At 62.0% G+C, this 20,829-nt stretch carries 15 protein-coding genes; 8 read left to right on the top strand and 7 right to left on the bottom strand.

Going from position 1 to position 20,829, the window contains the following annotated elements; translation table 11 throughout:
* Nucleotides 1–177 precede the first annotated feature (177 nt).
* Nucleotides 178–1,062 (bottom strand): LysR substrate-binding domain-containing protein, encoded by an 885-nt coding sequence (locus tag BJQ17_RS27035; protein WP_003254537.1) that lies wholly within the window; start codon nt 1,060–1,062, stop codon nt 178–180.
* Between the two features lie 152 nt (nt 1,063–1,214).
* Between BJQ17_RS27035 and BJQ17_RS27030 the strand changes: the two genes are divergently transcribed.
* The gene (locus BJQ17_RS27030; protein ID WP_070096879.1) at nt 1,215–4,235 is read left to right on the top strand and encodes an FAD-binding and (Fe-S)-binding domain-containing protein; all 3,021 of its coding nucleotides are present in this window, start codon (nt 1,215–1,217) and stop codon (nt 4,233–4,235) included.
* Between the two features lie 132 nt (nt 4,236–4,367).
* Here BJQ17_RS27030 and BJQ17_RS27025 read toward each other — a convergent pair whose 3' ends face one another.
* The 5 genes from BJQ17_RS27025 to phhA all read right to left on the bottom strand — a co-directional run bounded on the left by BJQ17_RS27025 (nt 4,368) and on the right by phhA (nt 11,520).
* Nucleotides 4,368–5,570 carry an MFS transporter gene (locus BJQ17_RS27025; protein WP_003254535.1) on the bottom strand — a complete coding sequence of 401 codons (1,203 nt, stop codon included), beginning with the start codon at nt 5,568–5,570 and terminating at the stop codon, nt 4,368–4,370.
* Nucleotides 5,571–5,660: 90 nt separating this feature from the next.
* Entirely contained in the window at nt 5,661–9,860 is a 4,200-nt protein-coding gene (locus tag BJQ17_RS27020) for a deaminase domain-containing protein (protein WP_070096878.1), read from the bottom strand.
* Between the two features lie 157 nt (nt 9,861–10,017).
* Complete coding sequence (locus tag BJQ17_RS32330; protein WP_003254533.1) at nt 10,018–10,146, bottom strand: hypothetical protein; 129 nt, start codon at nt 10,144–10,146, stop codon at nt 10,018–10,020.
* Nucleotides 10,147–10,335: 189 nt separating this feature from the next.
* The gene (locus BJQ17_RS27015; RefSeq protein WP_003254532.1) at nt 10,336–10,692 is read right to left on the bottom strand and encodes a 4a-hydroxytetrahydrobiopterin dehydratase; all 357 of its coding nucleotides are present in this window, start codon (nt 10,690–10,692) and stop codon (nt 10,336–10,338) included.
* A gap of 39 nt (nt 10,693–10,731) precedes the next feature.
* Entirely contained in the window at nt 10,732–11,520 is a 789-nt protein-coding gene (gene phhA / locus BJQ17_RS27010) for a phenylalanine 4-monooxygenase (protein ID WP_003254528.1), read from the bottom strand.
* 257 nt (nt 11,521–11,777) lie between these two features.
* On the opposite strand from phhA, the gene BJQ17_RS27005 reads away from it, so the two are divergent.
* Nucleotides 11,778–13,337: a sigma-54-dependent transcriptional regulator gene (locus BJQ17_RS27005; protein ID WP_012051576.1), complete on the top strand. Its 1,560-nt coding sequence runs from the start codon at nt 11,778–11,780 to the stop codon at nt 13,335–13,337.
* A gap of 152 nt (nt 13,338–13,489) precedes the next feature.
* On the opposite strand, the gene BJQ17_RS27000 is transcribed toward BJQ17_RS27005, so the two are convergent.
* Nucleotides 13,490–13,744 carry a DUF2790 domain-containing protein gene (locus BJQ17_RS27000; RefSeq protein WP_003254526.1) on the bottom strand — a complete coding sequence of 85 codons (255 nt, stop codon included), beginning with the start codon at nt 13,742–13,744 and terminating at the stop codon, nt 13,490–13,492.
* A 397-nt stretch (nt 13,745–14,141) separates the two neighbouring features.
* Between BJQ17_RS27000 and acs the strand changes: the two genes are divergently transcribed.
* The 6 genes from acs to argR all read left to right on the top strand — a co-directional run bounded on the left by acs (nt 14,142) and on the right by argR (nt 20,764).
* Nucleotides 14,142–16,103 (top strand): acetate--CoA ligase, encoded by a 1,962-nt coding sequence (acs, locus tag BJQ17_RS26995; protein WP_003254525.1) that lies wholly within the window; start codon nt 14,142–14,144, stop codon nt 16,101–16,103.
* 536 nt (nt 16,104–16,639) lie between these two features.
* Entirely contained in the window at nt 16,640–17,425 is a 786-nt protein-coding gene (locus BJQ17_RS26990) for an ABC transporter substrate-binding protein (protein ID WP_003254524.1), read from the top strand.
* Between the two features lie 88 nt (nt 17,426–17,513).
* Nucleotides 17,514–18,203 (top strand): ABC transporter permease, encoded by a 690-nt coding sequence (locus BJQ17_RS26985; RefSeq protein WP_003254523.1) that lies wholly within the window; start codon nt 17,514–17,516, stop codon nt 18,201–18,203.
* Nucleotides 18,200–18,898 (top strand): ABC transporter permease, encoded by a 699-nt coding sequence (locus BJQ17_RS26980; protein ID WP_003254520.1) that lies wholly within the window; start codon nt 18,200–18,202, stop codon nt 18,896–18,898. The genes BJQ17_RS26985 and BJQ17_RS26980 overlap by 4 nt, the downstream gene beginning before the upstream one ends.
* A 22-nt stretch (nt 18,899–18,920) precedes the next feature.
* Complete coding sequence (locus BJQ17_RS26975; protein ID WP_003254518.1) at nt 18,921–19,685, top strand: ABC transporter ATP-binding protein; 765 nt, start codon at nt 18,921–18,923, stop codon at nt 19,683–19,685.
* 98 nt (nt 19,686–19,783) lie between these two features.
* The gene (gene argR / locus BJQ17_RS26970; RefSeq protein WP_004576734.1) at nt 19,784–20,764 is read left to right on the top strand and encodes a transcriptional regulator ArgR; all 981 of its coding nucleotides are present in this window, start codon (nt 19,784–19,786) and stop codon (nt 20,762–20,764) included.
* The last annotated feature ends 65 nt before the right edge of the window (nt 20,765–20,829 follow it).

Genomic DNA, 20,829 nt, shown 5'->3' with positions numbered 1-20,829 from the left:
AACCTGGTATGCCTGAGGCTTGCGTAACCCTTGTAGGCGCGGGTTTACCCGCGAATACGGTAGCGGCGGGAACGGTGAGCGGAAGGTGAAGATTGGCCAGCAGGCCCGGCCCTTTCGCGGGTGAACCCGCTCCTACAGGTGCAGCGTTGCCCTCAGGTCAGGTGATCCCGCCAACAATCAGATCTGTTCCAGCAACCACCCCCTGAATGCCCGCAGCGACGGCAGTGCCTCATTCCTCGGCGGGTAGATCAGGTAATAACTACGCTGGCTGGCAAACGCCACACCCGGGCTGTACAGCTCGCCCTTGGCCAGTTCCTCCTCCACCAATATGCGCGGCACCAGCCCGATCCCGATCCCGGCACGTACCGCCTGGATCAGGTGCGAGGTCAGCTCGAAACTCGGCCCCAGCCGCATCGCCCGATGCGGCAAGCCATGGTGGGAAAACCACTCGCCCCACGCATGCGGGTTGTTGGCCACATTCAGCAGCACCTCTTCACTGATCCGCGCCGGGCTCCAGCCTTGGCTGCCGACGCCGGCCTCCGGCGGCAAGATCACCACCAACTCCTCGGCATGCAGGCGATGGCAGACAAGCCCCGGCAAGTCGTGGCTGGCCACGCCGATGGCGGCATCGATTTCGCTGGTGTCGAAGTTGATGGTTTCAATGCGTGAATGAATGTGCACCAGCATGCCTGGGTGAGCGCTGTAGAACGCATGCAGCCTCGGCAACAGCCATTTCGAACCGAAGGTTGGCAGGGTAGCCAGGCGCAAGGTGCCTACCCCCGACTGATAGGCCAGTGCCTGCAAGGTGGCGCTGCGGATGCGCCCCAGTGCCTCGCTGAGCTCGCGCTGGTACAGGCGGCCGACATCGGTCAACTGCACCTGGCGCCCCTCGCGGCGGAACAGGGTCAGGCCCAACTGCTGCTCCAAGGCTTGCACCTGGCGGCTGACCGCGCTTTGGGTCAGCGACAGTTCGGCGGCGGCACGGGTGTAGCTTTCATGCCGGGCGGCGGCCTCGAAAGCCAGCAGCAGTGACATGGATGGGGTCAGGTGGCGGTAATTCATTCATAAAAGTCATTGATAGCGGCAGGATTATCCGTTTGCCCCTGACGCGAAACTACAGGAACATTGGCCTATACGTCATCCCTGCATGCCTCAACCCATGCCGGGGCGACAGGGATCCCGTGATTTAGCCAATATCAAGAGGCCATCCTTCGATGATCGCCCAGCTGTCCACCGTTGCACCGAGCGCCAATTACCCCGAATTCCTCGAAGCCCTGCGCAACAGCGGCTTCCGTGGCCAGATCAGTGCCGACTACGCAACCCGCACGGTACTGGCCACCGACAACTCGATCTACCAGCGCTTGCCGCAGGCGGCGGTGTTCCCGCTGGATGCCGACGATGTGGCGCGGGTCGCCACGCTAATGGGTGAACCGCGCTTCCAGCAGGTCAAGCTGACCCCCCGCGGTGGTGGCACCGGCACCAACGGCCAGTCGCTGACCGACGGTATCGTCGTCGACCTGTCGCGGCACATGAACAACATTCTCGAAATCAACGTGCAAGAGCGCTGGGTGCGGGTACAGGCCGGCACGGTCAAGGACCAGCTCAATGCTGCGCTCAAGCCGCACGGGCTGTTCTTCGCCCCTGAGCTGTCCACCTCCAACCGCGCCACGGTCGGCGGCATGATCAACACGGATGCCAGTGGCCAGGGCAGTTGCACCTACGGCAAAACCCGCGACCACGTGCTGGAGCTGCACAGCGTGCTGCTCGGTGGCGAACGCCTGCACAGCCTGCCGATCGACGATGCTGCGCTGGAGCAGGCCTGCGCCGCGCCGGGCCGGGTCGGCGAGGTGTACCGCATGGCCCGGGAAATTCAGGAAACCCAGGCCGAACTGATTGAAACCACCTTTCCCAAGCTCAACCGTTGCCTGACCGGCTACGACCTGGCGCACCTGCGCGACGAGCAGGGCCGCTTCAACCTCAACAGCGTGCTGTGCGGCGCCGAGGGCTCGCTGGGCTACGTGGTCGAAGCCAAGCTCAATGTGCTGCCGATTCCCAAATATGCGGTGCTGGTCAATGTACGCTACACCAGCTTCATGGATGCGCTGCGTGATGCCAACGCGCTGATGGCGCACAAGCCGCTGTCGATCGAGACGGTCGACTCCAAGGTGCTGATGCTGGCGATGAAAGACATCGTTTGGCACAGCGTTGCCGAGTATTTCCCGGCGGACCCCGAACGCCCCACGCTGGGCATCAACCTGGTGGAGTTCTGCGGCGACGAGCCGGCCGAGGTCAACGCCAAGGTGCAGGCGTTCATCCAGCACCTGCAAAGCGACACCAGCGTCGAGCGCCTGGGCCACACCTTGGCCGAAGGCGCCGAGGCAGTCACCCGCGTCTATACCATGCGCAAGCGTTCGGTGGGCCTGCTGGGCAACGTCGAAGGCGAAGTGCGCCCGCAGCCGTTCGTGGAGGACACCGCGGTACCGCCAGAGCAGTTGGCCGACTACATCGCCGACTTCCGCGCACTGCTCGATGGCTACGGCCTGGCCTACGGCATGTTTGGCCACGTCGATGCCGGCGTGCTGCACGTGCGCCCGGCACTGGACATGAAAGACCCGGCGCAGGCCGCGCTGGTCAAGCCGATTTCCGACGCCGTTGCCGCGCTGACCAAGCGTTATGGCGGCCTGCTGTGGGGTGAGCACGGCAAGGGCCTGCGCTCGGAATACGTGCCCGAGTACTTCGGTGAGCTGTACCCGGCGTTGCAGCGCCTGAAGGGCGCCTTTGACCCGCACAACCAGCTCAACCCGGGCAAGATCTGCACGCCATTGGGCAGCGCCGAGGGCCTGACCCCGGTCGATGGCGTGACCCTGCGCGGCGACCTTGACCGTACCATTGACGAGCGCGTATGGCAGGACTTCCCCAGCGCCGTGCACTGCAACGGCAATGGCGCCTGTTACAACTATGACCCCAACGACGCCATGTGCCCGTCGTGGAAGGCTACCCGCGAACGCCAGCATTCGCCCAAGGGCCGCGCCTCGCTGATGCGCGAGTGGCTGCGCCTGCAGGGCGAGGCGAACATCGATGTGCTGGCTGCGGCGCGCAACAAGGTGTCGTGGCTCAAGGGCCTGCCGGCGCGTCTGCGCAACAACCGCGCGCGCAACCAGGGCCAGGAAGACTTCTCCCATGAAGTGTACGACGCCATGGCTGGCTGCCTGGCGTGCAAGTCGTGCGCCGGGCAGTGCCCGATCAAGGTCAATGTGCCGGACTTCCGCTCGCGCTTCCTCGAGCTGTACCACGGTCGCTACCAGCGCCCGCTGCGTGACTACCTGATCGGCTCGCTCGAGTTCACCATCCCCTACCTGGCGCACGCACCGGGGCTGTACAACGCGGTGATGGGTTCGAAGTGGGTGAGCCAACTGCTGGCCGACAAGGTGGGCATGGTCGACAGCCCGCTGATCAGCCGCTTCAACTTCCAGGCTACCCTGACCCGTTGCCGCGTTGGCATGGCCACGGTGCCGGCCCTGCGCGAGCTGACCCCGGCCCAGCGCGAGCGCAGCATCGTGCTGGTGCAGGACGCCTTCACCCGCTACTTCGAAACACCGCTGCTGTCGGCCTTCATCGACCTTGCCCACCGCCTGGGTCACCGGGTATTCCTGGCGCCGTACAGCGCCAACGGCAAGCCGTTGCACGTACAGGGTTTCCTTGGCGCGTTTGCCAAGGCAGCGATCCGCAACGCCACGCAGCTCAAGGCCCTGGCCGATTGCGGTGTGCCGCTGGTGGGGCTGGACCCGGCGATGACGCTGGTGTATCGCCAGGAGTACCAGAAGGTGCCAGGCCTGGAGGGTTGCCCGCAGGTGCTGCTGCCGCAGGAATGGTTGATGGATGTGCTGCCCGAGCAGGCGCCTACCGCACCGGGCAGCTTCCGCCTGATGGCTCACTGCACCGAGAAGACCAACGTGCCGGCCAGCACCCGGCAGTGGGAGCAGGTGTTCGCCCGTCTGGGGCTGAAGCTGGTGACCGAGGCCACGGGTTGCTGCGGTATGTCCGGTACCTATGGGCACGAAGCTCGCAACCAGGAAGCCTCGCGGACCATATTCGAGCAGAGCTGGGCGACCAAGCTGGACAAGGACGGGGAGCCGCTGGCGACCGGTTATTCGTGCCGTAGCCAGGTCAAGCGCATGACCGAGCGGAAGATGCGTCACCCGCTTGAGGTGGTGTTGCAGTACGCTCAGCGCTAAGTTTGAGGCCTTTTGGGGCTGCTTTGCAGCCCTTCGCGGGTGAACCCGCTCCTACGGGGGGATCGTGCACGCCAGGCTGGCGCGTCAACCCTGCAGGGGCGGGGTGGGCCGCGAAGAGGCCGGCACCGGCTTTCAGGCTGCTGTTGTACGGTCCCTGTCCCGACGCCCCTGGCGGTACAAATAGAGGCTCAATACCAACCCACACGCTGCCGCAGCCGCCGCGAACAGAAACATTGAAGCGAAGCCGAACCCCGCCGCCACCGCACCGACCAATGGCCCGGTCACCCCCAGTGACAAGTCGATGAACAGCGAATACGCCCCCACCGCTGCCCCGCGGTTAGCTGCCGACACTTGGTTCACCGCCTCCACGCCCAATGCCGGAAACACCAGCGAGAAACCAAACCCACTCAGTGCAGCCCCCGCCAAGGCCAGTTCGGCGTTGGGTGCCAGCCACAGCATCAACAGCCCGAGCGTTTCCACCGACAGGCAGGCGATCGCCACCCTGAAGCCACCGATGCGATTGATCAGGTTGCCAAAGAGCAGCCGTGCGCTGATGAAACTGGCGCCGAACAGGCTCAGGGTCAGCGCCGCATTGGCCCAGCCACGGCTTGCGTAGTAAAGGGTGATGAAGGTGGCGATGGTGCCAAAGCCGATCGAGCCCAGGGCAAGCCCCGAGCCATGGGGGAATACCTTGCCCAGCACCCGCAGGAACGGCAGGCGTACACCGCTGACGATGGGGGCGGCTTGCTTGGGCCACGCCAGTAGCAAACCGAGTATGCACAGCAGGATGATGCTCACACCCATGCTCCACAGCCCGAGGCCTTTGACCATCAGCACGCCCAGTGGGGCGCCGATGGCCAGCGCACCATAGCTGGCGATGCCGTTCCAGGAGATGACCTTGGCCGTGTTTGCGGCACCCACCCGGCCAATGCCCCAGCCGATCGCACCCGAGCCTACCAGGCTTTCGGCGCTGCCCAGCACCAGGCGACCGACCAGCAGGCAAGCCAGGCTCAGCCAAGGTAGGTGAGTGAGGAAGGCGCAGGCCAGCATGAATACCCCGCTGAGCCCGCAGCCAGCCAGTCCGTACATGACCGCCTTCTTGCTGCCGTGGTTGTCGATGATGCGGCTGGCGCCAGGGCGGCTGAGCAGCGTCGCGAGGTACTGCACGCTGATCACCAGGCCGGCGACCACGGCACTGAAACCCAGGTCGTTGTGCACATAGCCGGGCAACACGGCCAAGGGGATGCCGATGTTCAGGTAGCCGATGAAGGTGAACAGGACGATGGAGACGACTTGCCCAGTGACGGCAAGGGATGTGGGACTGCGTGCTGGCATTGGGGATCCGTTGCTGCGGTAAGGATGGCAGTGTGTGCCGCCATCTTAACCACAGCAAGGGTGTTTGCGGGCGAAGCTGTCAGGTTGTAGTCAGTTGGTGTAATCGAGCATCCAGGTCACACTGAACTCGGCTTTCGGGTAATCCAGCCGCAAGCGCGGCAGGACGAAGCCGCCACAGGAGCGACAGGAGTCGAGCAGTGTGAAGACATCGATACGCTCGACCTCGGTGTGGCGGTGAAGCAGTCTGCGGTTCAGCGCGCTGGCGATGTGTCGTTCGGCATCGAGATGTCGCTTATGGACGCGCGTCCACAGGAAATCTGCGCGCCGCAGGATTGGCAGCTCGGTAAACCGCGGGTCTGGTGGGAAAAACTGGTTAACCTGGCGTGCATCGACGTAGTCCAATGCCGGTGTGAGGCGGGGCGTCGGGATGATATGCAATGCGCGCCGGCCAGGGCTGCCTGACAGGGCGAAGAACACCACGCGGCTATGGTCCTTCAGCGTGACGCTGGCAAAGGCCAGGTTGACTGGGTAGAGGTGCTGACGCAAGGCGGCCATCGCGTTGTCGTCCAGCGACTGTGCACCTGCTGTCGGTGTGTAAGGGTGAGTGGCGCCGCGCGCGGGTAGCAGATCGTCCAGTATGCCTAGCATGTGTTGGCGGTCTGCGGCGCTGGTGCCGTGGAATTGCCTCCAGATCGGGATTATCTCCCGGTTCAATGCTGCGATGCCGCGACTGGCGGGGCCCGCCAAAGCGTCCTGGGCCGCGCTCTGCGTGAGGATGTTGCGCGCGTATTCCGGGAGCAGGCGCGACTCCATGGCTTCGATGAACTGCAGGAATCGCGAGGGGTGGCGGAGTTGCCATGTTCGCCCTTGTTCTATCCAGTCGCGCAGCAATCTGACCACGTTATCGACATCGCGCTGCAGATTGGGGCGTTCGGCGACGATGCGGTAGGTTTCGCTGATTTCCAGGTACCGCTCGATGGCCTCGTGGTCGGTGATTCTCTCGAACCTGCGACGCAGCCCTCTGGGCGGATGTGGCAGCGAAGCTGGCAGTGCCGGGGCATCCAGCAGCCTTGTCTGCCACGCCCAGGGCTGATGAGGGGCGCCATAAAAAACTCCCAGATCGGCCTCGACGATCAACCACTGCTCACCGCGCCAGTCGATCAATGCGCCGCGCAGGGTGCGGCGGTCGGGGATGGTCCGTGCCAGCCCGCCCAGGCGCACGGGAGGGCAGTAGTCGGTAATCTGCCTGACTTGCTCGATCGGCATGTCCGCAGGCAAGCCAAAGCGTAGTTCAGGCGATGGGTCGACCACGATGCGCCTGTGGTACACGGGAGGCGAGATGACGCCAAGGCGTAACTGGGTTTCTTCGACGGGCAAGGCTTTCAATCGCCTGGGGTGATTAGGGGCGTGTACGACGACCTTGCCCTCGCGCACCATGACCTGCGCCCAGATGTCGAAGCGTGTGTGCTGGGGGCGATAACGAATCGGTACCGGCTCGATCCGCACGGTTTGGAAGGCGTGACTGACGTGTTGTCCGAATACGGGTGTGCCGGCGTCATTGGGCAAGGGCGAGAAGTTCAGGGCCATTTGCGCTTCGCCGCCGGTGTAAGGCGGCGGCACCTCGGTGGGTGGCTGGCCGAGTAGCGGCTCATGCGCAACCCGACGTAGCAGCCCCGAGGTGTTCGGTGTTTGAAGGCGATAGGCGGCGCCATGAATGATTGCATCGACCGTGGCATTGTCGCGGGGGATCAGTGTGGCTGTTTCGGGTAGCTCGCGTGGCACCGGACCATGGCTGTCGGGTATCTGGTCAAGTAGCACGGCATCGGGCGTCTGGCCCGGCAGTACCCTTCGCTGCGTCATGAGTTCCCGGGATTCGGGGGCGACCGTCGTCAGTTCGGGCGCGCTGCGCCAGCGCTTGGGCGGGGTAAGGCGCTCGCTGAAGTCGGGCGTGACGGGGATGCTGCTCCAGCGTCGGGCGGCGCGCGCGGCGTTCAGGCGTGCGGTGTTGGCGCTTTGGCCCAGCACGCCGGGAAGCTTGGCCAATGGTTTGAAGGCCCGTCCACCAAGCGTGACTGCCGCGCCTTTCAGCGCGGCGATGTCCAGGACACAAGCCAGTGCATCGCTGCCATCCTCTGGGTTCAGGCAACTCAAGCCCGGTATCAGGTTGGAAAACAACCGTTGCAAGTAGCGCCCAGTGCTCACGGACTGGCGCCTGGCCAGGAATTGTTCATGCGGGGTAGCGCCTTTGCCCAGTGCATGCAAAGCATCCCGATTGCCCAAGGCGATATCGCTGGCGTAATGCCTGGCCAGTGAGTCGAGGCGATCTTGCGTGGGGGCGATGAGCACTTGTCGCAAGGCGGGAAAGTCGGCAGCGATCCACGGCAGTTGTGATTGGTTGTATTCGCTGTAGAGCAGCGTCAATTGCTCGGCCAGGCGCGTCGGCGCTGTGTGGGCAATGAAGTGCGCTTGCCAGTGCAGCCGTTCGGGGAACAGCTCGTAAAGCCAATCGCCCTCTGTGCCCGGGGCATGTACGACGAAACCCTGGGTGGCCGTCTGCATGTGCCAGTCCGCTCTGGGGCTGGAGCCGTACTCAGGTCGGTTATCGTGGCCCACGTAGATCGGCCAGGTCACGGCATAGGCGGTCCAGGGACCATCACGCAGGCGGTCCTTGATATCTTCCGGCAGGTGGCTCAAGCAGCGGTGCAGGATAGCTTGATAGACGTTGGTGGCACGCTGTTCCCAAGCGCCGAAGGCCACTTCATACCAGGCGGTCACGTCCGGCAGGCGGGGATTGCTTCGGTAGCCTGCGCCATGGTCAAGGTACATCAGCAGGTGCACTTGGCCATCCGCGTTGCGCGACTCGGGCGCTATCCGGCTCTGGAGCAACTGACGACGCGCCTCCTCGAAGCGGTCCGGGAGATCGTTGAGGCTTTCAACGTCCCTGACCGCCAGGTAGCGATGCAACGCCAATTGCCATTGCTGGTGCGACCAGGGCGGGGGGAGTTCGAATGATCCGCGCAAGGGGGCCCACACCGCCAGCGTCTTGCGCAGTGCTTCTTCGGGAGCAGGGTCATCCTCGTGCAGGGCCTGGCGCATGACCTGTTCTGCGTTGTCGAAGGTCATCGGTTGCTGGCGGGCGCTGAGTATCAGGGCTCCCTGGCGGATGCTGGCCCAGCGCAGGTCGGGCTCGAAGCTGAAATCGGCCGGGTAGCCACTGAGCAGTAGTTCGGGCGCGAAGCGGCGCATCAGCAGTTCACCGGCCAGTTGCGCAATCGCCGGGGTGCAGGCGAGACGGATTTGCACACTGTTGATCAGGTCAAGGCGGATTTCCTCGACGGGGAGCGTGGCATTGTCCGGGCTGAACAGCTCGAAAGCCATGATCAGCCCCGGCTGGCGGTCATCGGGTGGGTACAACACGTCGATCAAGGTTTGTTCGGCCAAGGCCAAGTGATCGGAGCTGGCATCCCATTCTGCCGAGGCGGCCAGTTCGCCGGCCCATCGGGTGAACATGGACGAATGCAGCACGGCGTCGAGCGCTTGAGCGGCTGGCGCATTCAATGCCGGGCCTGGGAGAAACGCCTTTCCATTTTGATCAGGGGTTATGCCTGCCTCCCGTTCGCGGGCAGTGGGCGGGCGGTAACGCCTGCCTTGTGCATAGACTGTCGCACCGAGGGCGTTGAACAGGTGGACGGCAAGGTGAACACCGGCTGGAGGCTTCAGCAGGTGTCTGGCCAGTGTGGGGAGATCCAGGTAGTTGTCCAGCACTAGTGGACGGGAGGCCGATCGTGGGGGCTGGGGGGGAGTTGGCAAACTGGGGTACAGCAGCAAGGCGGCCGCTACGAAGCAGTCACGCTGGGTCAGGCACACCCGCCGAGCCCAGAGTGCCTGGGCAAGGCTGCAACTGGCATAGGGCCATGGATTGGGCAGGCCTTCGTTCAACCCGGCGATCAGTGAGGCATCGGTTGCCGTGATCACGATATGGGCGAGTTTTGCCTGCAAGGTCGCCACCAGGTTCGCCTCTACTTGGCTGCCGGCGGGGCGTCGCAGGGTGCGGTTGAAGTGCTCACGCGCCGGTTCGCGGGCGAAAGCTTCGGTCAGCTGCTGGTGCAGGTCATGATCGCTCAGGTCGACGGGGAACAGGTCTGTGAAGCCCAGTGCCTGGTTGAAATGTTCGCACAGCGATGTGGCCAGGTCCATTGGACCGGACAGGTCGCTGTGCAGGCGCACGCTTTCGGCGTCCAGGGTGTCTATCCGGGCGAGTAGGTCGGCGGCGTCAGTGATGGATGACATGGCTCTGCCTCTTTGCGGTTGGAGGCACGAGTCTGTGTAGGGTAGGGGCGGGGCAGGTGGTAGTGGGTTGTTACAGCGTTGATTTTAGACGGTGTGAAAACGTGATGACGGGGGTAGCCCGCAGGTCAGCCGTTTTCACACAGTCGGGGATGCGCAGTTATTCCTGGTCAGCGCTGGATTGATCGTCACCATCCTGCTCGGCGGCAGCTGCCGGTTCGGCGTGAACGGTCACGGATGGCTCTTCTGGGTTCAGGCTTGGGAAGGGAAGATTCGGGATTTCATGCATCTCGTCGTTCCTCGCAAGTGTGAGTGAAAAGTCTGCGCCAGGCGCGTTTGTGGCTTCAAAAAGCTGGGGCAGGATACACAAGTCTGGATGACAGTTTGGTTTTTTTCCCGGTCGTTTGTCGGTTTTGCGGGCGAACAGCGCACATATGCCCCATGAAAAAAGGGGCCTCTGGCCCCTTCGTTCTGGTGATTACTTCCGGCCTTCAGCCGTTTCCGCCACCTTGTCAGTGCGTGCGCACATGATGAAGTCGTTGCGGTGCAGGCCTTTGATCGAGTGGCTCCACCAGGTCACGGTGACCTTGCCCCATTCAGTCAGCAGCCCTGGGTGGTGGCCTTCGGCCTCGGCGATTTCGCCCACGGCATTGGTGAACGCCAGGGCGTGCTTGAAGTTCTTGAACAGGAACACGCGCTCCAGCTCCATGTGGCCGTCACGTACTTCGATGTTCCAGTCCGGGATTTCGCGGATCAGCTCAGCCAGCTCCTCGTCGGTGACTTTCGGTGCGTCGGCGCGGCAGGCTTCGCAATGGGCTTGGTTCAAGGCATTCATGAGGTGTTTTCCGGTTCGAGTTGTTATCGGCAAGGTCGCTCAGGCAGCGACCTTGGGTGGAAATTTCGGTGCGTGCAGACCCAGCTGCATGGCTTTATGGACCATGCCCATGATGTCCTCGTGGGCCAGGTCGAACAGGCGCTTCATGTTCGGCAGCACGAAATACACCGGTTGCAGAATGTCGATGCGGTAGGGCGTACGCATGGCCTCGATCGGGTCGAAGGCTTGGTGCTCAGGCTCGTCAGACAGACTGTAGACGGTCTCTTTCGGCGACGAGAGGATGCCGCCACCATAGATTTTGCGGCCTTGCGCGGTTTCCATCAGGCCAAACTCGATGGTCATCCAGTACAAGCGCGCCAGGTACACACGTTGTTCCTTGGTCGCGGCGAGGCCGAGCTTGCCGTAGGTGTGGGTGAACTCGGCGAACCAGGGATTGGTCAGCAGCGGGCAGTGGCCGAAGATCTCGTGGAAGATATCCGGCTCTTGCAGGTAGTCCAGCTCTTCCGGGGTGCGGATGAAAGTGGCGACCGGAAAGCGCTTGCTGGCCAGCAATTCGAAGAAGGTCTGGAAGGGGATCAGCGCCGGTACCCGGGCAACCTGCCAGCCGGTGGTGGCACCCAGCACCTTGTTGATCTCGCCCAATTGCGGAATGCGGTCATGCGGCAATTTCAGCTGGTCGATGCCGTCCAGGTATTCCTGGCACGCACGGCCTTCGATCACTTTCAGCTGGCGGGTGATCAGGGTGTTCCACACCGCATGCTCTTGCTGCGGGTAATCGATAAAACCATGCGCATCGGGCTCGCGTGCCACGTATTGCGTCTGTTTCATGAGGCTCTCCTGGTGAGGGCTTTTCTTGTTATGTGCAGGACATGCCTAAAGGAATATCCCTTCGCCAGCGGTTTTGCACGGGGGTGGGCCTCGGCCGCGAAGGGTGCTGACGTGGGTTTTCGTAACGATAATTTTACAAAACTCGGCGAGTGTCGGAAAATTCGAGGCATCTGGTTGATAGAAACCCGGTTTTTGTCAGCTTATCTTTACGACTTTTCCGCGCGGTGTTGAAAAACATCAGCGCTTCGAGAGCCCTCATGCGTATCAAAGTCCATTGCCAGAACCGCATTGGCATCCTGCGCGACATCCTCAACCTGCTGGTGGAGTACGGCATCAACGTGCTGCGCGGTGAGGTTGGCGGTGACCATGGCAACGCCATCTACCTGCACTGCCCGAACCTGATCAACCTGCAATTTCAGGCCCTGCGGCCGAAGTTCGAGGCGATTGCCGGGGTGTTCGGCGTAAAGCGTGTGGGCCTGATGCCCAGCGAACGCCGGCACATGGAGCTGAATGCGTTGCTGGGGGCGCTGGACTTCCCGGTGCTGTCGATCGACATGGGCGGCAGCATCGTTGCGGCCAACCGTGCCGCCGCGCAGTTGCTTGGCGTGCGGGTTGATGAGGTGCCGGGCATGCCGCTGGCGCGCTACGTAGAAGACTTCGATCTACCGGAGCTGGTGCGGGCCAACAAGTCGCGCATCAACGGCTTGCGCATCAAAGTCAAAGGCGATGTGTTCCTGGCCGATATCGCACCGCTGCAGTCCGAGCACGATGACAGCGAGGCGCTGGCCGGCGCGGTGCTTACCCTTCACCGCGCCGACCGAATCGGCGAGCGTATCTACAATGTGCGCAAGCAAGAGCTGCGTGGCTTCGACAGCATCTTCCAGAGCTCGCGGGTGATGGCTGCCGTGGTGCGTGAAGCGCGGCGCATGGCGCCGCTGGATGCACCGTTGCTGATCGAGGGCGAAACCGGTACCGGCAAGGAGTTGCTGGCGCGTGCCTGCCACCTGGCCAGCCCGCGTGGACAGTCGCCGCTGATGGCGCTCAACTGCGCCGGGTTGCCCGAGTCGATGGCCGAGACCGAGTTGTTCGGTTACGGCCCAGGGGCATTCGAAGGGGCACGGGCCGAAGGCAAGCTGGGGCTGCTGGAGTTGACTGCAGGCGGCACGCTGTTCCTTGACGGGGTAGGGGAGATGAGCCCGCGCCTGCAGGTAAAGCTGCTGCGCTTTCTGCAGGACGGCTGCTTCCGTCGGGTAGGTAGCGATGAAGAGGTCTACCTGGATGTGCGGGTGATTTGTGCAACCCAGGTGGATTTGTCCGAGTTGTGTGCCCGTGGCGAGTTTCGCCAGGACCTGTATCACCGGCTCAATGTACTGTCGCTGCACATTCCGCCTTTGCGCGAATGCATGGATGGTCTGGAGGGGTTGGTGCAGCATTTTCTCGATCAGGCCAGTCGACAGATTGGCTGCGCCATGCCGCGCCTGGCACCGGCGGCAATGGACAAACTTGGGCAGTACCACTGGCCAGGTAATGTAAGGCAGTTGGAAAACGTTTTGTTCCAGGCGGTTTCGTTATGTGACGGCGGCGTGGTTAAAAGCGAGCATATCCGCTTGCCGGATTATGGCGTGCGGCAACCGTTGGGTGAGTTTTCGCTGGAAGGGGATCTTTCGCAGATAGTAGGGCGCTTTGAAAAGGCGGTGCTGGAAAGTTTGATAGGTGAGTTTCCCAGTAGTCGGGCCTTGGGCAAAAGACTGGGTGTTTCGCACACGACAATTGCCAACAAGTTGAGGGATTACTCGCTTAACAAGTCGGCGGATTAGTTGTTGGGCAAAGAACCTGGGACTGCGTTGCAGTCCTTTCGCGACACAAGGCCGCTCCCACAGGTAATACGCTGTGCTCTGGCTGAGCGCATTACCTGTGGGAGCGGCCTTGTGTCGCGATAGGGGGCCGCAGGGCCCCCGATTCCAAGGTATCAGCCGTTAGAGCAGCCGTTCCCCATCACGCGGTATTCGAGAATGTGCTTCTGGCCCTGGGAGTCCTCGTAGGTCATGCGGGCGGGCACGACTTCGCACACATTGGGCACTTCGCTCATGGAAATGACGCGAGCAATGTCCAGGTGCTGCGAGTAACTGTACTGTTCAACCGGAATCTGCTCGGCATCTTTGGCTTCGCCGGCCATTGCCGCGCCGCAAAGACTGCCAAGTACCAATACCAGTAAAGCTTTCATTTTCTATTTACCTGTCTAAGGTCGTGAGGGGGCACGCGGCGCTTATGGCGCCGCGAGTACAGCGAGTGTTAACTATCGGGATTAGAGGGGGATTAACGTTTGCCTTCGTGGGGGCTGTTACCAGTTGTTAATCGCCTTGCCGTTGCTGGCGAGGTGAATTTTATGGCGGTGGCCAATGCTGAAACAGTGGGTGTTTTGATAAAGTGTTTTGACAGAATCTGTAACAATCCTGTGGCAAACCCCTCGTTTTTTCGTCGGCAAGGCTGTAATGCCCGCGCCAGAGCGTTTTGCCGGAACGGGTGTACCAAATTACTACCAACGTCGAATGGCTTTTGTCGCTCTGGTACAGTTACAAACGGTTCCATACAAAAACAACTATTACACCGAGGTAACACAGATGAGTGCGGCTCCACTGTATCCCGTTCGTCCCGAGGTTGCGGCCACTACCCTGACCGACGAGGCCACCTACAAGGCCATGTACCAGCAATCGGTGATCAACCCGGACGGCTTCTGGCGCGAGCAGGCCCAGCGTATCGACTGGATCAAGCCGTTCACCAAGGTCAAGCAGACCTCCTTCGACGACCACCATGTCGATATCAAATGGTTCGCCGACGGCACTCTGAACGTTTCCTCCAACTGCCTGGACCGCCACCTTGAAGAGCGCGGTGACCAGTTGGCCATCATCTGGGAAGGTGACGACCCTTCCGAGCACCGCAACATCACTTACCGCGAGTTGCACGAGCAGGTCTGCAAGTTCGCCAACGCCCTGCGTGGCCAGGATGTGCACCGCGGTGACGTGGTCACCATCTATATGCCGATGATCCCCGAAGCGGTGGTCGCCATGCTGGCCTGTGCACGCATTGGTGCGATTCACTCGGTGGTGTTCGGCGGCTTCTCGCCCGAGGCGCTGGCTGGCCGTATCATCGACTGCAAGTCCAAGGTGGTGATCACGGCCGACGAAGGCGTGCGTGGTGGCCGCCGCACACCGCTCAAGGCCAACGTCGACCTGGCGCTGACCAACCCTGAAACCAGCAGCGTGCAGAAAATCATCGTGTGCAAGCGCACCGGTGGCGACATTGCCTGGCACCAGCACCGCGACATCTGGTACGAAGACCTGATGAAAGTCGCCTCCAGCCACTGCGCACCCAAGGAAATGGGCGCTGAAGAGGCGCTGTTCATCCTTTATACCTCCGGCTCCACCGGCAAGCCGAAGGGCGTGCTGCACACCACGGGCGGTTACCTGGTTTACGCCGCGCTGACCCATGAACGCGTATTCGATTACCGCCCGGGCGAGGTGTACTGGTGCACCGCCGACGTCGGTTGGGTCACAGGCCACAGCTATATCGTCTACGGCCCGCTGGCCAACGGCGCTACCACCTTGCTGTTCGAGGGCGTGCCGAACTACCCGGACATTACCCGCGTATCGAAGATCGTCGACAAGCACAAGGTCAACATCCTCTACACAGCGCCAACTGCCATTCGCGCCATGATGGCTGAAGGGCAGGCAGCTGTTGAGGGCGCCGACGGTTCCAGCCTGCGTCTGCTGGGGTCGGTGGGTGAGCCGATCAACCCTGAGGCCTGGAACTGGTACTACAAGACCGTCGGCAAGGAGCGTTGCCCGATCGTCGACACCTGGTGGCAGACCGAGACCGGCGGCATCCTGATCAGCCCGCTGCCTGGCGCCACCGGCCTCAAGCCGGGTTCGGCAACCCGTCCGTTCTTCGGTGTGGTGCCTGCCCTGGTCGATAACCTGGGCAACCTGATCGACGGTGCTGCCGAAGGCAACCTGGTAATCCTCGATTCCTGGCCGGGTCAGTCGCGTTCGCTGTACGGCGACCATGACCGCTTCGTCGACACCTACTTCAAGACCTTCCGTGGCATGTACTTCACCGGCGACGGTGCGCGCCGCGACGAGGACGGCTACTACTGGATCACCGGCCGTGTGGATGACGTGCTCAACGTGTCCGGCCACCGCATGGGTACTGCCGAGATCGAAAGCGCCATGGTTGCGCATTCGAAGGTTGCCGAGGCCGCAGTGGTTGGCGTGCCGCATGACATCAAAGGGCAGGGTATTTATGTGTATGTCACCCTCAATGCCGGCATCGAGGCCAGCGAGCAATTGCGCCTGGAGCTGAAGAACTGGGTACGCAAGGAGATTGGCCCGATTGCCTCGCCGGATGTGATCCAGTGGGCGCCTGGGCTGCCGAAGACCCGCTCGGGCAAGATCATGCGCCGCATCCTGCGCAAGATTGCCACCGGTGAATACGACGCCCTGGGCGATATCTCGACCTTGGCCGACCCAGGTGTGGTGCAGCACCTGATCGATACCCACAAGGCGATGAACCTGGCTTCGGCCTAATTCCCTCCCCGGCAATACCCCCTGTAGGAGCGGGCTTGCCCGCGAATGCGTCAGTTCAGGCTAAGCTGTCTCCTGACCTCATGCATTCGCGGGCAAGCCCGCTCTTGCATTGTTACCCGACAATCATCGGTTACTGTTCTGTCACCGGCCCCGCACAGGTTCGGGGCGCCAGGAAACAATTCAGGCCCGTTTCGGTGCATCGGGGTCAGCATTTTGTGCATCAAGGCACGCTGCACTTGCCGTCGTACAAGGGTTTGCCAATAATAGGCCCAGGAATTGCTAGGTCTATAGGTTCTATTTCTTGCGCCATTGCATATTCTGCACTGGCTGTCAACATCGCCCGCGGCGGTTTCAAGCGCTTCTATAAGTAGTTGTCGCTTTGAAGAAATATCGACTACCGGGCTGTCGTTAAAATGCCACTCACTCGCTCGTGGTATGCGGCCTTGGTCGAACCCTGCGCGGCTCGCGTTGTACTCATTCGCATATCGGGCAGCCGTTACCTGCCTTGTATTGCCCCGTACCGATGGAGTTACCTGATGAAGAAGCTCGCACTGCTTGGCGCCCTGGCGCTGTCTGTGTTTTCCCTGGTGTCGCAGGCTGCTGAAAAACCGCTGAAAATCGGCATCGAAGCGGCCTACCCACCCTTCGCCTTCAAGCAACCTGACGGCAGCATTGCCGGCTTTGACTACGATATCGGCAACGCGCTGTGCGAAGAGATGAAAACCAAGTGTACCTGGGTCGAGCAGGAGTTCGACGGCCTGATCCCGGCGCTGAAAGTGCGCAAGATCGACGCCATCCTGTCGTCCATGTCGATCACCGATGACCGCAAGAAGTCGGTCGACTTCACCAAACGCTACTACCTGACTCCGGCGCGCCTGGTCATGAAGGACGGCACCACCGTCAGCGACAGCCTGGACGAACTGAAAGGCAAGAAGATCGGCGTGCAGCGCGGCTCCATTCACGACCGCTTCGCCAAGGAAGTGCTGGGCGCCAAAGGTGCCACCGTGGTGCCTTACGGCACCCAGAACGAAATCTACCTGGACGTCGCAGCTGGCCGCCTCGACGGCACCGTGGCTGATGCCACCCTGCTGGAAGACGGCTTCCTCAAGACTGACGCCGGCAAGGGCTTCGCGTTCGTAGGCCCGGCCTTCACCGACGCCAAGTACTTTGGTGACGGTATCGGTATCGCCGTACGCAAGGGTGACAAGGCCAATGTCGACCGCATCAACGCGGCGATCGATGCCATCCGTGCCAACGGCAAGTACAAAGAAATCGAAAGTAAGTACTTCAATTTCGACATCTACGGTCCAGACTCGAAGTAAGACGTCGGGTTTCACCTGTGCAATGGTGCAAACAGCAGAGGCTCTGAGGTTTGCACCATTTTTCATTCTCTAGGTCGAGGACCTCATCATGTTGAAAGGCTACGGGGCAGTCATCCTCGACGGGGCGTGGCTGACGCTACAGCTCGCCCTGTCGTCGATGGCCCTGGCCATCGTGCTCGGCCTGATCGGTGTGGCGCTGCGTTTGTCGCCAGTGCGCTGGCTGGCCTGGCTGGGCGATCTGTATTCCACGGTGATCCGTGGTATTCCGGACCTGGTCCTGATCCTGCTGATCTTCTACGGCGGGCAAGACATCATCAACCGGGTGGCGCCGCTGCTCGGCTATGAAGACTATATCGATCTGAATCCGCTGATTGCGGGTATCGGTACCCTGGGCTTCATCTTTGGCGCCTACCTCTCGGAAACCTTCCGCGGTGCCTTCCTGGGCATTCCCAAAGGCCAGGCCGAGGCGGGCGTGGCGTATGGCATGAGCCCTCGCCAAGTGTTCTTCCGCATCCAGGTGCCGCAAATGATTCGCCTGGCCATTCCGGGCTTCACCAACAACTGGCTGGTGCTGACCAAGGCCACTGCGCTGATTTCGGTCGTCGGCCTGCAGGACATGATGTTCAAGGCCAAGCAGGCGGCTGACGCCACCCGCGAACCCTTCACCTTCTTCCTGGCAGTGGCGGCGCTGTACCTGGTGCTGACCAGTGTTTCGCTGCTGGCCCTGAAGTATCTGGAGCGCCGCTACTCGGTGGGCGTCAAGGTGGCTGAACTATGATCTTCGACTACAACGTCGTCTGGGAAGCGCTGCCGATGTACTTCGGCGGTTTGCTGACCACCCTGAAACTGCTGGCGATTTCGCTTTTCTTCGGCCTGTTGGCAGCCATTCCGCTGGGCCTGATGCGGGTATCCAGGCAGCCGGTGGTCAACCTTGCTGCATGGCTGTACACCTACGTCATCCGTGGCACGCCGATGCTGGTGCAGCTGTTCCTGATCTACTACGGCCTGGCCCAGTTCGAGGCGGTGCGCGAGAGTATCTTCTGGCCGCTGCTGTCCAGCGCCACCTTCTGCGCCTGCCTGGCGTTCGGCATCAATACCAGTGCCTACACGGCCGAAATCATTGCCGGCAGCCTCAAGGCGACGCCGCATGGCGAGATCGAAGCTGCCAAGGCCATGGGGATGTCGCGCATGAAAATGTACCGCCGCATCCTGCTGCCTTCGGCACTGCGTCGGGCACTGCCGCAGTACAGCAATGAAGTGATCATGATGCTGCAGACCACCAGCCTGGCGTCGATCGTCACCCTGATCGACATCACCGGTGCTGCGCGCACGGTCAATGCCCAGTACTACCTGCCTTTCGAGGCCTATATCACGGCGGGCGTGTTCTACCTGTGCCTGACCTTCATCCTGGTGCGCCTGTTCAAGATGGCCGAACGCCGCTGGCTCGGCTACCTGGCGCCGCGCAAGCACTGACCGCTTTGTGAGAATCGACAGCATGTACAAACTCGAAGTCCAAGACCTGCACAAGCGCTACGGCAGCCACGAAGTGCTCAAGGGCGTGTCACTGGCGGCCAAGGCCGGCGACGTCATCAGCATCATCGGCTCCAGCGGTTCGGGCAAGTCGACCTTCCTGCGCTGCATCAACCTGCTGGAGCAGCCGCACGCCGGCAAGATCCTGCTCAACAACGAAGAGCTGAAGCTGGTGGCCGGCAAGGATGGTGCGTTGAAGGCCGCCGACCCGCGTCAATTGCAGCGTATGCGCTCACGCCTGTCGATGGTGTTCCAGCACTTCAACCTGTGGTCGCACATGACTGCGCTTGAGAACATCATCGAAGCGCCAGTGCACGTGCTGGGCGTGAACAAGAAGGAAGCCCTGGAAAAGGCCGAGCACTACCTGGCCAAGGTGGGGGTTGCCCATCGCAAGGATGCCTTCCCCGGGCATATGTCGGGGGGTGAGCAACAACGTGTGGCAATTGCCCGGGCATTGGCCATGGAGCCGGAGGTCATGCTGTTCGACGAGCCGACCTCGGCGCTCGACCCTGAGCTGGTGGGTGATGTGCTGAAGGTGATGCAGGCGCTGGCCCAGGAAGGTCGGACCATGGTGGTGGTGACCCACGAAATGGGCTTTGCCCGCGAGGTGTCCAACCAGCTGGTGTTTCTGCACAAAGGCCTGGTGGAAGAAACCGGCTGCCCGCGTGAAGTGCTGGCCAATCCGCAGTCGGAGCGCCTGCAGCAGTTCCTCTCCGGCAGCCTGAAGTAAAAGCTGCATTTTTGCACCAGAATAGGGCATGCTGCGCGGCGAGCGCAGCCTGACCCGGCGCACAGACTCGAACGACCTCAGGTTTCGGACCGTACCCTATGACCACCCAGCGAATCGGTTTTCTCATCTGGCCCAGCACCAGGCCTTTGACCCTGGCGTTGGCCGAGGAAGTGTTGCTGGTGGCGCAGCGTGTGCATCCGGATGTGGTCTACGAGTTGGTCTTCCTGCAGGCCGAGCCTGCGCAGGAAGGCGCCTGGCGGCTGCCGGGCGAGCCATGGACCGGCCGCCTGGAGGGCTGCCACAAGCTCTTTCTGCTGGCCGACGAGCCGCCTGCGGCGATGGGGGCTGCCTTTTCAGCGGCGCTCAAGCAACTGGCGCGCAGTGGTTGCCTGATCGGTGGCTTGTCGGCCGGTGTGTATCCGCTGGCCATGCTGGGCCTGCTCGATGGGTACCGGGCAGCCGTGCACTGGCGCTGGCAGGATGACTTTGCCGAACGCTTCCCCAAGGTGATTGCCACCAGCCACCTGTTCGACTGGGATCGCGACCGACTGACCGCCTGCGGCGGTATGGCCGTGACCGACCTGCTGCTGGCGGTGCTGGCGCGCGATCACGGGGCGGAGCTGGCCGGGGCGGTATCGGAAGAGCTGGTGGTAGAACGCATCCGCGAGGGTGGCGAGCGCCAGCGTATTCCGCTGCAGAACCGCCTGGGCTCGAGTCACCCCAAGCTGACTCAGGCCGTGTTGCTGATGGAAGCCAACATCGAAGAGCCGCTGACCACCGACGAAATCGCCCAGCATGTGTGCGTGTCACGTCGGCAGTTGGAGCGTATCTTCAAGCAGTACCTGAACCGTGTGCCCAGCCAGTACTACCTGGAGTTGCGGTTGAACAAGGCGCGGCAGATGCTGATGCAGACCAGCAAGTCGATCATCCAGATCGGGCTGTCCTGTGGCTTCTCCTCGGGGCCGCATTTTTCCAGTGCCTACCGTAACTTCTTTGGTGCAACGCCGCGGGAAGACCGGAACCAGCGTCGCAGCAGCAGCCCGTTTGAATTGAGCTCGGCGCCGGCTGAAAAGGGCTGAGATTTCGGTTGGGTTCGGGGTGTATGCCTTGGGGTTGGTGTTGGGTTGCAAATCGAGCGCCGCCC

It is taken from the genome of Pseudomonas sp. NBRC 111139, from assembly GCF_001753955.1.
Taxonomy (GTDB): domain Bacteria; phylum Pseudomonadota; class Gammaproteobacteria; order Pseudomonadales; family Pseudomonadaceae; genus Aquipseudomonas; species Aquipseudomonas alloputida.
This window is presented reverse-complemented; position numbering and strand designations above follow the sequence as displayed.